The sequence below is a fragment of the Flavobacterium ardleyense genome (assembly GCF_033547075.1).
Classification (GTDB): domain Bacteria; phylum Bacteroidota; class Bacteroidia; order Flavobacteriales; family Flavobacteriaceae; genus Flavobacterium; species Flavobacterium ardleyense_A.
The window spans coordinates 2,385,717-2,399,108 of record NZ_CP137891.1; the positions used below are offsets into that span (position 1 = coordinate 2,385,717).

Consider the following 13,392-nt stretch of genomic DNA (forward strand, 5'->3'; position numbering starts at 1 on the left):
AACTTACAGCGATTTTTTTTATTATATCTTTTTCCAAAGGGCATTACAATACCATTTGTTCGAATCGTAGAACAGATGCTCAGTTTCAAAACCTGCATCTCGAGCAAGTTGTTCTATATCGCTTTCTGAATACTTCTGAGACATTTCCATATAAATAGGCTCATTATTTTCGAAATTAATTGGCTGACCATCTACAGAAACTTGTTGTTTAATTTTACTAATTAAATATGACTTACAAGTTCCCGTTAAAGGATCGTAAGTTGGATAATGTTCGAATGAATCTAAATCGAAATCACCATTTGCGGTATCATTAATCCGCTGTAATAGATTTAAATTAAAGTCTCTAGTTATTCCTTCTTTATCATTGTAAGCAGCAAGAATTTGATGTGGATTCTTTTTTAAATCAAAACCAATCAATAGTCTATCTCCTTTATTTAGATGATTATTTAATGCATTTAAAAACAACGAAGCACTTTTGCTTTCAAAATTTCCAATGCTCGAACCTAGAAACAAAACAACTTTCTTCTTGCTAGTCATTCGGTTAAGTTCTTCCAACATCGGCAAATATTCTCCAGCTAAGCCAATTACGGTAACCGAAGGAACCCTTTTGGGAATTTCTGTTTCTAGCTGTTCAATAATATTTTCGGAAATATCGATTGGGTAGTAGTTAAAGTCTTTTTTAGCTCGTACTAAAGCTTTTAATAAATGAGTGGATTTTGTAGCATCTCCCGCACCAAGCTCGACGACATCAAAGTAATCTGATTGTTCTGAAAGTACATTCGAAATTGTATCTGACTGCTCTTCGAAGATTTCCATATCAGCATCAGTAAGATAATATTCTTCCGATTGCATAATACGCTGAAATAGAAGATCGCCTTTTGTATCGTAAAAATATTTTGACTGCAAGTATTTTGGGGTTGCAGATAGCCCTTTGAGAATGTCTTTGGTAAATGTCTTTTCTATCATAGTTTTATTTTACGAGTCTAATTCCGGTAAATTGCCATTGCAAATGTGGCTGAAAAAAATTTCTGTATGTATGCCTGCGGTGCCCGTCAGGAGTTGCAATTGAAGCTCCGCGCAAAATCATTTGATTAACCATAAACTTTCCATTGTACTCACCGGTTGCGTCTTCGGCCATTTGAAATCCGGGGTAAGGTAAGTAAGCACTTTGTGTCCATTCCCATCTTTCGCCCCAATTCAAATTCTGTGACGCCACTTCCCATTCGGCTTCTGTGGGCAATCGCATTTTTTTCCAATTCGCGTAAGCGTAGGCCTCATACATATTAATATGTGTAACCGGTTGATTCATTTTTATTTGAGCTAAACCATTTAAAGTATAATTTTTCCACTCATTATCAATGAAATGCCAATACAACGGCGCTTTGGCATCTCGCTGCTTCTTCCATTCCCAACCGTCCGCGTGCCATAATCGGAAATTATCATATCCGCCAGAAGTCATAAATTCTAAATATTCTTTATTTGAAACTAGGTTTTCGCTGATTTCAAAATGGTTGATGTAGACCTTGTGTCGATTTAATTCGTTGTCAAAACAGAAGTCTTTTCCCTGATGTCCTATTTCGTAAACGCCTTCGCGAAAAGTCAAAAAAGACTCTTGCAATATTTCGGTTGCTTTCTCAATTTGAGTATCAGAGTAGGATGGAAGTAGAGGATTGTTGCCCAAGATAAACTTTATATCGGTAAGCAATAATTCCTGATGCTGTTGTTCGTGATTTAATCCTAGCAAAAATAGCGGTAACAATTCTTCGGGTAATGAATTTTCAAGATATTTTCGCATTGCTGCATCCACGTAAGCTCGATATTTATAAACTTGCTCAACCGTTGGCCTGCTGAGATTTCCGCGATCGGTCCGAATAACACGTGCGCCAATGCTCTCGTAGTAACTATTAAAAACAAAATTAAAATTAGGATCAAATACCTCGTAATCTTTTAGGTACGGAACTAAAATCATCGATTCAAAAAACCAAGATGTATGACCTAAATGCCATTTCGGTGGGCTAACATCTGCAATATTTTGCACAACATAATCCTCAATTTCCAAAGGAGCACAAATATCCTCTGTGCGCTTTCTAATATGTAGAAAATTATCAAGCATATTTCTATGCCCTTTATAAAAAATATTGTGGTTGCTTCTAGTATCGATTTCCATAAATTCTCACGTTGGTTTTTAAAGTTATATAAATTTTTATAAAAGCAATTCATTTTTAACACCTTAACAAAACATTTGCATGCATTTTTTCATAGTGTAGATGAATATTTTCGTGCCTCCTTGTTATTATAGAATATCAGATTGGTTAAGCATTTTATTTTTTTCGCCTAAAATTTTGCCATAAGTGCGGGCTTATCACATAAAAATATTATTTTTGCCAACTATGAAAACAAAATTAATCAATCTGAAGGCTTTTAAGAATTTCTTTCAAAAGTCATCTTCAAGTGGAATAATTCTTCTTTTTTGTGTAGTTATTTCACTATTGCTAGCCAATTCTCCATTATCAAAAGACTTCTCCAATTTACTGCAAACCGAATTAGGTTTTGAAGTGTCGGGAATTATGTTGCGTTACCCTATTATTTTATGGGTAAACGACGGATTAATGGCAATTTTCTTTTTATTAGTTGGTCTGGAAATTAAACGAGAAGTTGTAGAAGGTGAGCTATCATCTTTTAAGCAAGCCTCTTTGCCAGTTCTAGCTGCAATTGGTGGTGTTGCGGTTCCGGCCTTAATTTATCATGCCTTTAATCATGCAGATGTTACGACAGTGCACGGTTGGGGAGTGCCAATGGCTACTGATATTGCATTCGCGTTAGGTATTCTATCCTTATTAGGTGATAAGGTTCCAACTGGGCTCAAGATATTTCTTGCTGCTCTTGCCATTGTTGATGATTTGATCGCGATCATGGTAATTGCAATTTTCTATTCTGGAGATCTGGAGTGGATGTATTTAGGATTTGCCGCAGGAATATTCGCGTTACAAATGATCTTTAATAGACTTGGACTTTTAAATATCTTATGGTACGTTATTCCAGGTCTATTTATGTGGTATTTTATTCACCATTCTGGAATTCATGCTACGATTGCGGGAGTGCTTACTGCAATTACACTACCAACAAATGCTACAGACAGAGAGTCGCCTCTAGAAAAATTAGAGCACTTTTTGAGTACGCCTGTCAATTTTGTCGTGATGCCAATTTTTGCAATTGCAAATACAAATATTACTTTTCAGGGTGGTATGGTTGAGGGCTTAGCAACTAATATGGGATTGGGAATTGTTTTAGGACTTTTCGTTGGAAAACCAATCGGTATAGTGTTAATGTCATGGCTATCGGTAAAATTAAAATTAGGACAATTGCCAGAAGGTGCAGATTGGTTCCATATTCTAGGCTTAGGATTTTTGGCCGGAATTGGTTTTACAATGTCAATCTTTATTGCCCTTTTATCTTACAAATTGGAATCATATCAAATCGAAGCCAAATTTGCAATCTTAATTGGTTCTGTCCTTTCAGGTTTAATGGGGTATATGCTTTTAAGTTTTTACAATAAAAAACAATCAAGAAAAGCGGCTGCGGTAAAATAAAACGGTAATTTTATTAGGCTTAAGTGTCATCTTTTTAAAAGTTCTAGATTTTTTGAGCTGCGCAAAGCGAATTTAATTAAATAGAGAAAGGCAAGATGAAAAAAATTTCTGCCAAGCTTAATCAATTACAAGCAACCGCAATTTGCGGAAATGATATTAGCTCATCCTGCCTGTACGTATCGGCATTAACTATTGGATACGCGGGTCAATTTGCATGGATTTCATTACTGATAGTAGCATTTGTACTATTCTTATTCAGAAAAATTTATGGAGAAGTTGTAGGTGCTTTGCCTCTTAATGGTGGCGCCTACAATGTGCTTCTTAATACCTCTAGCAAACGCACAGCCTCAATTGCAGCGGTGCTTACTGTTTTATCCTATATGGCTACGGCAGTACTTTCGGCTTCAGAAGCCATGCACTATCTGTCTATAATAATTCCTGGAATTAATATAATCCTTTCAACCGTTGTAGTCCTAATTATTTTTACTACTCTCGCAATAATAGGAATTGGTGAATCGGCATTTGTTGCAGTTATCATTTTTCTTGTACACTTAGTATCACTTAGCATACTTGTTATAGCGGCATTTATCTTTGTAGGGATGAACGGACTGACAACTTTTCACCTCAATTGGGATGTACCACTCACGTACGAAAGTATAGCTTACACATTATTTCTTGGCTTTTCAGCAGCAATGCTTGGTATCTCAGGTTTTGAAAGTTCGGCAAATTTTGTCGAAGAACAGCAGCCGGGAGTATTTAGAAAAACGCTCCGCAATATGTGGGCAATCGTTAGTTTTTTCAATCCATTAATTGCGATTTTGATTATTGCGATTATTCCAATTGCCGAGCTTGGAGAACATAAAGAATCCCTTCTAGCATTTGTCGGTAAAACCACAGGTGGAGATTGGCTGGCTTGGTTAATATCTGTTGATGCAGTATTGGTTTTGAGCGGTGCCGTGTTAACTTCCTTTGTAGGAGTTTCAGGACTGTTAAAAAGGATGACCCTCGACAGAATTCTTCCAAACTATTTTTTGAAAGCCAATAAAAATGGGTCTAAATACCGCATTATTATTAGCTTTTTTATTCTTTGCACTTCGGTACTTTTTGCCACAGGCGGCCACATGGAATCTTTAGCGGGTGTTTATACCTTTTCATTTCTGGCGGTAATGGCGCTATTTGGGATAGGAAATCTGCTTTTAAAATTTAAACGTCAAAAATTACCAAGGCCAGAGCGAGCGCGAGGTATTTCGGTGGTAGTAGCCATCGCATTTGTGGTAGCTGCCTTTATTGGCAATATCGAACTGAATGAAAGTGCCTTTGCAACATTTATAAAATATCTTATTCCGGCCTTGATAGCCGTATTTGTAATGCTCAATAGATCTGTATTGATTCGATTTGGCCTGGCAGTTATTGATTATTTCTACCAACCAGTGCGTAAATTTGCGGTTTTAGGCAACAGATATCTTCACCGGATGAATCAAAAAGTAAACTCTCAGGAATTTGTGTTTTTCACAAAAGGTGACGATGTTGCAATTTTAAATAAAGTTATGCAGTATGTACAAAATAATGAATCTACCAAGAATCTGAAAATTGTAAATGTGAAGAAACCCACTGATTCCAACGAAGCACTCAAGGTAGATTTAGAAGTACTTGATCGCGCTTACCCTGATATTCACATCGAATTTATTGAAATTGAAGGTTTCTTTGGACCTGACTTGATTGCAGAACTTTCAGAAAAGTGGGATATTCCTAAGAATTTTATGTTTATCGGGTCTCCGGGAGATCGTTTTTCTTATAGAGTTTCAGACTTGGGCGGTGTGCGACTTATAATGTAATGCGCTATGAGATCTGTATTTAAATGCATATTTTCGCCAGAAGTATTTCGGTAGTTTTTGCGCTTACGCGAAATGTATAAAGGTTAAATTCACGATTAGGTTAAAATTTCATTTATGTCTATTACAATCTCTGCCTATCACGAATCAAAAACTTTTGATGGTATCATTTACGAAAATTCGGACTTGCACTTTTCCGAATTTGAATCTTGTACATTTAGTAACTGTAATTTTTGTGAAGCTACTTTTCTCGCGGTTGTATTTATCGATTGCACCTTTATAAATTGCAACTTCGAATCTGCAAAGATTAATTACGTTTCACTCCGAACTGTTCATTTTATCGATTGCAATTTGAGTAGTATTAACTTTGCAATGGTAGATCAATTTATTTTCGAAGTTCATTTTACTGATTGCCTCCTGGATTTCTCAAAATTCTACTCTTTAAAACTTAAGAATACTGTTTTTACCAATTGCAGTATGATTGCGATGGATTTTATGAATGCAGACATGACAAAGGTGAATTTTGACGGATGCGATTTGTACCAAGCTGTTTTTGACAAAACAAACCTTAATCAAGCAGATTTTCGAACTAGTAGAAATTATAGCTTCAACCCTGCCAAAAACAAAGTAAAAAAAGCAATTTTCTCCAAGGATGGACTAGCGGGATTATTGAAATCACACGATATCGTGGTAGTTTAGATATCTTTTTCCATTACAAAATCGTCCATTATATAGTTATTTCCGATATCGATAATTTCCTTTTTAACGGTTTTAAATCCAATTTTCTCATAGAAATTAAATGCTGAATTAAATTTATTTACATTTAGCGAAAGCTTTATAGAAAATCTCTCTAAAGCAATTTCTGTAATGTAGTCTATGAATTTTCTACCAACACTCAATCCTTGCGCTTCAGGCAAAATGTAAAGCTTGTGTATGCGCGTAGTAGGAACGGAGCCGAAGTTGTGCTCAATTCCACAAAAACCGACAATAACGCCATCATTAATTGCAAAAATATAATCTTGCGACTCCATGCTTTTCTTCAATGCCGCGGCGCTATAGAATAAATCAAGCATGTATTCTATTTGCGCCGCCGACAATATTTGGCCATAAGCAACCGGCCAAGTTTTGGTTGCTATATCCTGAATTTGACTAATGTCATCCTCGGTAGCTTGTTTAAATTCAACCATAAAAATTAACCGTGAACTGATTGACTTTTTCCGTATTTAGAAATAATCGAAGCTTCAAATTCCAACCATTCTCTCCAACGTTTCTCAACATCAATTCCTGTCCCGTATTTACGCGCGTAGGTTATGAAAGTCGTGTAATGGGAGGCCTCGCTTTCCATTAGTTCTCTATAAAATACAGAAAGTTCTGGATCATTGATATTTTCTGAAAGAACCTTAAAACGCTCGCAACTTCTAGCTTCGATCATTGCCGAAAATAGCAATCTTTCAACTAAACCAGACACTCTGCTTCCGGTATTGCTTTGCTTCATATATTTGGCCAATTCTCCCACGTATTCGTCTTTACATTCGCGACCTAAAGTAAGTCCACGTTTTAAGATAATTTCGTGAACCATTTGGAAATGCTCAATTTCTTCTTTTGCAAGTGCAAGCATATCTGTAACTAAATCAGGAAATTCTGAATTGATTGTAATAATTGTAATCGCGTTTGTTGCAGCTTTTTGCTCGCACCAAGCGTGATCCGTAAGAATATCTTCGATATTTTTTTCTACTATATTAACCCATCGCGGGTCGGTTGGGAGTTGTAATCTTAATACAGACATAATTTTAAATTTTATCAAAAAACCTTCAAAAGAGAACTTAAGAAGGCTTTTTTAGTATTATAAAAGAAATTTTTTTTACCACACAAAGATGGCTCTTTCGCCCATCATTTCGTTCACTTCTTCGGCGATATCTTCCAATAAATCTTCGTTTGTATGATCAGAAAGAACACGGTCAATTAAATTTACAATTGGCGCCATATCTTCTTCCACAAGTCCACGTGTTGTAATTGCTGCAGTCCCTATACGAATTCCGGAAGTTACAAATGGAGACTTATCATCAAAGGGAACCATGTTTTTATTTACCGTAATTTCTGCTTTAACCAATGCGTTTTCTGCTTCTTTTCCTGTAATGTTTTTATTTCTAAGATCAATAAGCATCATATGATTATCAGTTCCTCCAGAGATAATGTCATATCCTTTGTCCATAAATGCTTGAGCCATAACGCGTGCATTTTTCTGAACTTGTACCATGTATCTAAAGTATTCGTCGGTAAGCGCTTCTCCAAATGCTACTGCTTTCGCCGCGATCACGTGCATCAAAGGTCCACCTTGATTTCCTGGAAAAACCGCCAGATCAAGTAAAGACGACATCATTCTTGTTTCGCCCTTAGGAGTTTTAAGTCCAAATGGGTTTTCAAAATCTTTGCCCATCATTATCATTCCACCACGAGGGCCACGCAATGTTTTATGCGTAGTTGTAGTTACAATATGACAATGTGGTAGTGGATCATTCATCAAGCCTTTGGCAATTAGACCAGCAGGATGTGCAATGTCAGCGAGAAGCAATGCTCCAACACTGTCGGCAATTTTCCTGAAACGTTCAAAGTCCATATCACGCGAATAAGCAGAAGCTCCAGCGATGATCATCTTTGGTTGCTCTCTAGTTGCAATTTCTTGAATTGCATCGTAATCCAGTTGACCTGTTTCTTTATTTACTCCATAAAATACAGGATTGTATAATTTTCCTGAAAAATTTACTGGCGATCCGTGAGTTAAATGTCCTCCGTGTGATAAATCAAATCCTAAAATTTTGTCTCCAGGTTTCAAACATGCAAAATACACCGCTGTGTTTGCTTGAGATCCTGAGTGCGGCTGAACGTTTGCATATTCTGCCCCAAATAAAGCTTTGGCTCGGTCAATTGCAATTTGCTCAACAATATCAACTACTTCACAACCTCCGTAGTATCTCTTGCCCGGATAACCTTCGGCATATTTGTTGGTTAAAACTGATCCTGCAGCTTCTAAAACGCGATCGCTTACAAAATTTTCACTGGCTATTAATTCCAATCCGTCAATTTGTCTTTCTTGTTCATCTAATATGAGATCAAAAATTTCCTGGTCGTTGTACATGGCTTTTTTTTCGTTAAAATGATGACAAAAATACGAAAAACGTTTGTTAATATGGTTGTTAATTTTATATTTGAATAAAGATATAATAACCCTACAAACACAACATACAAATGCCAATAACAGCCAACAATCCTGAATTAAAATCTTGGTTAAAAGTTTCTGCTGACAGTGATTTTCCAATTCAAAATATTCCTTTTGGAGTATTTTTAACAAAAGAACATGTGGTGACAATTGGAACAAGAATAGGAGATTATGCCATCGACCTGGGTGCTTTGCAGCAATTAAATTATTTTGAAGGCATTGAGCTTACAGATGATATGTTTATGCAAGATACTCTTAATGACTTCATTTCTGACGGCAAAAGGACATGGAGAGCGGTGCGTAATCGTATTGCAGAATTATTTTGTGAATCAAATGAAACTCTTCAGAAGAATGAAAAACACAGAGAGATTGTGATTTTTAATCTTGACGATGTCGAAATGCAACTCCCAGTTTTAATAGGTGACTATACTGATTTTTATTCAAGCAAAGAACATGCAACTAATGTAGGAGCGATGTTCCGTGATCCAGATAATGCGCTGCTGCCAAATTGGCTCCACATTCCAGTAGGATATCATGGAAGAAGTAGTACCATTATTCCTTCAGATATTCCCGTACATAGACCTATGGGTCAGACACTTGCTCCGGATGCAACGAATCCAACTTTCGGACCATCAAAAAGAGTTGACTTTGAGCTAGAAACCGCATTTATTACTACGGATGCCAATATAATGGGAGAGCCTATTCCGGCAGGAGAAGCCGAAGATTATATCTTTGGAATGGTTTTATTAAACGATTGGAGCGCACGTGATGTGCAAAAATGGGAATATGTTCCACTTGGACCATTCCTTGCAAAAAGTTTTGCAAGTTCAATTTCACCTTGGATAGTTACAATGGAAGCACTAGAACCTTTCCGTACCGCAGGTCCAAAACAAGATCCTGAGCCTTTGGACTATCTAAAAGTAGAAGGGGATCAAGCTTTTGACATTAAATTGGAAGTATCGCTAAAACCTGAGGGTGGAGAAGAAAACTTATTGGCAACTTCAAATTTCAAGTATATGTATTGGAGTATGAGTCAGCAACTTACACACCACACTAGCAATGGATGTCGCGTGAATTCTGGTGATATGATGGGATCTGGAACTATTTCCGGACCTACTCCAGATAGCTTTGGTTCAATGTTAGAATTAACTTGGGGAGGAAAAAATCCAATTAAATTAAGCGACGGTACCGAACGAAAATTCATCGATGATAATGATACCGTTATTATGAGAGGTTATTGTAAGAATGATGAAGTTAGAATAGGATTTGGTGAAGTTTGCACCAAATTACTACCTCCTTATCAGAAAAAATAATATTTATTTAAAACTTTTTTAATCCACTTCAATGAAGTGGATTTTTTTTTGCAAACTGTTTCGATAATCTATTATATTTGTTAAAATCAAACATCTAAAATGAAAAAGCTTTATATCCTTTGTGTTTTTTTACTGCTAATGGCTTGTGGAAAAAAAATTACGCAAAACGCAATTAATTCTGGCGATTACGATCAAGCGATTGAAACTGCCACTCAAGCTCTTCGAACTAATAAAGATAAAAACAGCAAAAAACCTTACGTCTTTATGTTGGAGGAAGCTTATGCCAAAGCAGTCGAGCGTGATTTAAGTACTTTAGAGTATTTAAAAAAGGAAAAAAATTCAGCAAATGCCGAAAAGATTTATCAATTGTATTTTAACCTTCAACAAAGGCAGGATTTAATAAAACCTTTACTACCATTATATCTTTCAGAAAATCGTACCGCTCGTTTTGATTTTTCAAACTACACATCACAACTAGTTCAAAGTAAAAAGGAATTAGTAAATTATTTATACATAAATGCGATGCGTTTGTCACTCTCTACAAAAAAAGAAGATGCTCGAAAAGCTTATGATGATTTGAATTTTATCGAGAAATTACAGCCTGATTTTAAAGATTTAGCCTCTTTAAAAGACAAAGCGCTTCAAAAAGGAACTGATTATGTACTTGTAAAAATTGATAATCAGACAAACATGATTATCCCTCAGCAATTACAAAATCAATTATTAGATTTTTCTACCTATGGATTGGATGAATTTTGGGTGGTGTATCACTCCAATCCTCAACAAAACTATAAATACGACTTTACCTATTTTGTGAATTTTCGAGATATTCAAATTTCGCCAGAGCAGATGCGCGACAAAGAATTTGCCGTTGAAAGAGAAATTCAGGATGGTGTAAAAAGGAGTTACGATGCCAACGGAAATGTTATTTTGGATGATAAAGGAAATGCGGTAATGATTCCTAATATAATTTTGGCGAAAGCCTTGATACAAGAAATAAATTTACAAAAAACTTGTTCGGTAACGGCAAAAGTTGACTTTGTTAACACAAGCAACAATCAACTTATCAAATCATTTCCATTAAATTCAACTTTCGTCTTTCAAGATATCGCAGCCAAATATAGAGGTGATATTCGCGCGATAGATCCAAATTATACCCAATATTTAAACCGGCGGTTACCAGGATTTCCATCAAATGCACAAATTCTAATCGACAGTGGAGAAGAATTAAAAGCCAATTTGAAAAGAATTATTTCTAATAATAAATTTTAAAAAATATTCTTCAATATGAATGATAAACAGCAGAAGCAAGCTTCAGAATTTTTGGTAGCTAGAGGTTTGATTTCTGATGATCAGTATCGTCAGATAGAGGCATATCAAAAACTAGAAATATTTTCATTGCATACAGAGCTTCGGCTGTTGATCTACTTTGCTGTCTCTTTATTCTGCGGAGGAATTGGATTACTAATTGCAAATAATATTGATACTATCGGACATAGTGTCGTCTTGTCTATTTTGTGTTTATGCATTTTGGCTTGCTATTATTTTTCTTATAAAAACGCACCCAAGTTTTCGTGGAATAAAACCGATTTCGAAAATGCTGTTTTTGAATATGTAGTCTTAACCGCCGTAATTCTCAGTGGTATATTCATTGGCTACTTGCAATTTCAGTTTTCCGCATTTGGTCAAAATTATTCGGTAGCTACGCTTTTACCAACAGTTGTAGCATTTGCAACAGCGTACTATTTTGATAATAAAAATGTGCTTTCAATTGCAATTACTGGACTTATTGCCACAATTGGTCTTAGCATTAATCCCAGAAATATTTTAGAAGGGGACATTTTCGCAAGTGAATTTTTAAGTGTTTCGGGAGTTGTTTTGGCAATCATTCTTTTAGGATGGGGAATCTATTCAGACAAAAAAAGTCTTAAATCTCACTTTAGTCCTTTATATTTTCAGTTTTCTTTACATCTGATGGGAATCGTGGGAATTGCAAATATGACCGAGAATTACTGGCCATTGTATTCAATACTTTTAGGAATATATTTCTATTATGTTATTAGAATATCGATGCAAACCCGCTCTTTGTTTCTATTTATCTTTTCTATATTTTATTCTTATATCGTATTGGCAATTGCCTTGTATCAACTTGCGGATACTTTAAATGTTTGGAGATTTCTAGAGCAACTTTCTATCGTCTTACCAATACTGTTCGCTGCTTCGATTTATCTGTTTGTAGTATTAATTCAAAAGTTTAGAAGAAATGATGGAAGCATATAACGAAGAATTGTTGTTAAATACTTTAGTTGCAGAAAAGGCCGAGGAGCTTTACGATGGAAATTTCATTAGTATTGAACAATTTCAAAATATTAATAGAACTTTGCCTAAATTGGTGGGTTCTAGAAATATTATTATAAGAATATTTTTCTACTTTTTAGGTACATTTTTGTATGGATCTATCTGTGGAATGATTAGCTTGATTTATCTTACAACCCTAGACGACAGCACTATTTGGAACTTAGCTCCATTTCTATTCGCAGCAGTTGGAATTGCATCAATGGAATTAGTAATTACTAAGAATTTAAAATTTTATAAAAATGGAATAGACGACGCCTTTGTTTTGGGAATTGTGCTCTGCATCGCAGTTGGATTAGGCCTGCAGATTGAGTTTGAAAGCTGGGTGGTATCACTTTCGGTGTTTATAAGTGCGGGACTTTGCTATTTTAGATATTTAAACATTCCAGCATTATTAGTTTCTTGTACTGCTTTTGTGGCAACAGTAACATTTGTGATGATTCAATATATTATTTACGGAAGTGCGGTGCTACCAATTCTACTTGCTGTAGTTTCTGCATTTGTATACCAAATAATTTCAAAGAATATTAATCACATTAGCAAACCTCTATATTTTCAAGGGACGACTTTTACAAAATATTTTGCAGCGATTGTATTTTATCTTTCTTTAAATTATGCTGTTATAACTGAATTATCAGTGGTTTTGATGCCAAATTTGACCCCAAACACTTTTAGTACACTAATGTCATACTTATTTATAATTCTAACCGCAGTTGTTCCGATAGCATATATTTATAAAGGAATTAAGGAAAAAGACAAACCTCTTTTTGTAATTGGACTCCTTGCGGTTGCAGTAAGTTACGCCACACTTAGATATTACGTTCAATTCATGTCGGTAGAAGTGGAAATGATTTTTGGTGGGCTTCTGATTTTTTGCGCTTCCTATTTAATTATGAAAAAGATCAAAAATAATGTTCAAGGAGTTACATTTTTGCCAGATCGGCTTGCCACAGATAATGCTGCGCAATTAGAAATATTAGCATCAGTGGCACAGTTTAGAGGAAACGCAACCGCCACTGAAAGCAGTCCGATGAAATTTGGCGGAGGCGGTTTCAGTGGCGGTGGAGCAGGAGAAAGTTTTTAAA

The 13,392-nt window shown here is 35.6% G+C and carries 12 protein-coding genes; 7 read left to right on the forward strand and 5 right to left on the reverse strand.

What is annotated here, in order from left to right; all coding sequences use genetic code 11:
• Positions 1–21: 21 nt before the first annotated feature.
• Positions 22–966, reverse strand: coding sequence for an L-histidine N(alpha)-methyltransferase (egtD, locus tag SBO79_RS10345; protein WP_318640323.1), 945 nt, complete (start codon positions 964–966; stop codon positions 22–24).
• A gap of 4 nt (positions 967–970) precedes the next feature.
• Positions 971–2,167 carry an ergothioneine biosynthesis protein EgtB gene (gene egtB / locus SBO79_RS10350; protein ID WP_318640324.1) on the reverse strand — a complete coding sequence of 399 codons (1,197 nt, stop codon included), beginning with the start codon at positions 2,165–2,167 and terminating at the stop codon, positions 971–973.
• 223 nt (positions 2,168–2,390) lie between these two features.
• Here egtB and nhaA point away from each other — a divergent pair, with 223 nt between their 5' ends.
• The 3 genes from nhaA to SBO79_RS10365 all read left to right on the forward strand — a co-directional run bounded on the left by nhaA (position 2,391) and on the right by SBO79_RS10365 (position 6,121).
• Positions 2,391–3,590 (forward strand): Na+/H+ antiporter NhaA, encoded by a 1,200-nt coding sequence (gene nhaA / locus SBO79_RS10355; RefSeq protein ID WP_318640325.1) that lies wholly within the window; start codon positions 2,391–2,393, stop codon positions 3,588–3,590.
• 95 nt (positions 3,591–3,685) lie between these two features.
• Positions 3,686–5,425, forward strand: coding sequence for an APC family permease (locus tag SBO79_RS10360; RefSeq protein WP_318640326.1), 1,740 nt, complete (start codon positions 3,686–3,688; stop codon positions 5,423–5,425).
• A 114-nt stretch (positions 5,426–5,539) separates the two neighbouring features.
• Positions 5,540–6,121 carry a pentapeptide repeat-containing protein gene (locus SBO79_RS10365; protein ID WP_318640327.1) on the forward strand — a complete coding sequence of 194 codons (582 nt, stop codon included), beginning with the start codon at positions 5,540–5,542 and terminating at the stop codon, positions 6,119–6,121.
• On the opposite strand, the gene SBO79_RS10370 is transcribed toward SBO79_RS10365, so the two are convergent.
• The 3 genes from SBO79_RS10370 to glyA form a co-directional block, all read right to left on the reverse strand.
• Positions 6,118–6,609, reverse strand: coding sequence for a GNAT family N-acetyltransferase (locus tag SBO79_RS10370; protein WP_318640328.1), 492 nt, complete (start codon positions 6,607–6,609; stop codon positions 6,118–6,120). The genes SBO79_RS10365 and SBO79_RS10370 overlap by 4 nt on opposite strands.
• Positions 6,610–6,614: 5 nt before the next feature.
• Complete coding sequence (gene miaE / locus SBO79_RS10375) at positions 6,615–7,208, reverse strand: MiaE family protein (RefSeq protein WP_318640329.1); 594 nt, start codon at positions 7,206–7,208, stop codon at positions 6,615–6,617.
• Between the two features lie 75 nt (positions 7,209–7,283).
• Positions 7,284–8,558 carry a serine hydroxymethyltransferase gene (gene glyA, locus SBO79_RS10380; RefSeq protein WP_318640330.1) on the reverse strand — a complete coding sequence of 425 codons (1,275 nt, stop codon included), beginning with the start codon at positions 8,556–8,558 and terminating at the stop codon, positions 7,284–7,286.
• Between the two features lie 110 nt (positions 8,559–8,668).
• Here glyA and fahA point away from each other — a divergent pair, with 110 nt between their 5' ends.
• The 4 genes from fahA to SBO79_RS10400 all read left to right on the forward strand — a co-directional run bounded on the left by fahA (position 8,669) and on the right by SBO79_RS10400 (position 13,391).
• The gene (gene fahA / locus SBO79_RS10385) at positions 8,669–9,952 is read left to right on the forward strand and encodes a fumarylacetoacetase (protein ID WP_318640331.1); all 1,284 of its coding nucleotides are present in this window, start codon (positions 8,669–8,671) and stop codon (positions 9,950–9,952) included.
• A gap of 99 nt (positions 9,953–10,051) precedes the next feature.
• Positions 10,052–11,224, forward strand: coding sequence for a hypothetical protein (locus SBO79_RS10390; protein WP_318640332.1), 1,173 nt, complete (start codon positions 10,052–10,054; stop codon positions 11,222–11,224).
• A gap of 15 nt (positions 11,225–11,239) precedes the next feature.
• Positions 11,240–12,232, forward strand: a complete 993-nt coding sequence (locus SBO79_RS10395; protein ID WP_318640333.1) for a DUF2157 domain-containing protein — start codon at positions 11,240–11,242, stop codon at positions 12,230–12,232.
• Positions 12,216–13,391 carry a hypothetical protein gene (locus SBO79_RS10400; protein ID WP_318640334.1) on the forward strand — a complete coding sequence of 392 codons (1,176 nt, stop codon included), beginning with the start codon at positions 12,216–12,218 and terminating at the stop codon, positions 13,389–13,391. The genes SBO79_RS10395 and SBO79_RS10400 overlap by 17 nt, the downstream gene beginning before the upstream one ends.
• Position 13,392: the final 1 nt, after the last annotated feature.

What these genes read in the sequence shown, in the direction of transcription:
- glyA (WP_318640330.1), bottom strand. Translation starts at nt 8,558, where the DNA reads ATGTACAACGACCAGGAAATTTTTGATCTCATATTAGATGAACAAGAA.
- egtD (WP_318640323.1), bottom strand. Translation starts at nt 966, where the DNA reads ATGATAGAAAAGACATTTACCAAAGACATTCTCAAAGGGCTATCTGCA.
- SBO79_RS10365 (WP_318640327.1), top strand. Translation starts at nt 5,540, where the DNA reads ATGTCTATTACAATCTCTGCCTATCACGAATCAAAAACTTTTGATGGT.
- SBO79_RS10370 (WP_318640328.1), bottom strand. Translation starts at nt 6,609, where the DNA reads ATGGTTGAATTTAAACAAGCTACCGAGGATGACATTAGTCAAATTCAG.
- nhaA (WP_318640325.1), top strand. Translation starts at nt 2,391, where the DNA reads ATGAAAACAAAATTAATCAATCTGAAGGCTTTTAAGAATTTCTTTCAA.
- SBO79_RS10395 (WP_318640333.1), top strand. Translation starts at nt 11,240, where the DNA reads ATGAATGATAAACAGCAGAAGCAAGCTTCAGAATTTTTGGTAGCTAGA.
- SBO79_RS10360 (WP_318640326.1), top strand. Translation starts at nt 3,686, where the DNA reads ATGAAAAAAATTTCTGCCAAGCTTAATCAATTACAAGCAACCGCAATT.
- SBO79_RS10390 (WP_318640332.1), top strand. Translation starts at nt 10,052, where the DNA reads ATGAAAAAGCTTTATATCCTTTGTGTTTTTTTACTGCTAATGGCTTGT.
- fahA (WP_318640331.1), top strand. Translation starts at nt 8,669, where the DNA reads ATGCCAATAACAGCCAACAATCCTGAATTAAAATCTTGGTTAAAAGTT.
- miaE (WP_318640329.1), bottom strand. Translation starts at nt 7,208, where the DNA reads ATGTCTGTATTAAGATTACAACTCCCAACCGACCCGCGATGGGTTAAT.
- SBO79_RS10400 (WP_318640334.1), top strand. Translation starts at nt 12,216, where the DNA reads ATGATGGAAGCATATAACGAAGAATTGTTGTTAAATACTTTAGTTGCA.
- egtB (WP_318640324.1), bottom strand. Translation starts at nt 2,167, where the DNA reads ATGGAAATCGATACTAGAAGCAACCACAATATTTTTTATAAAGGGCAT.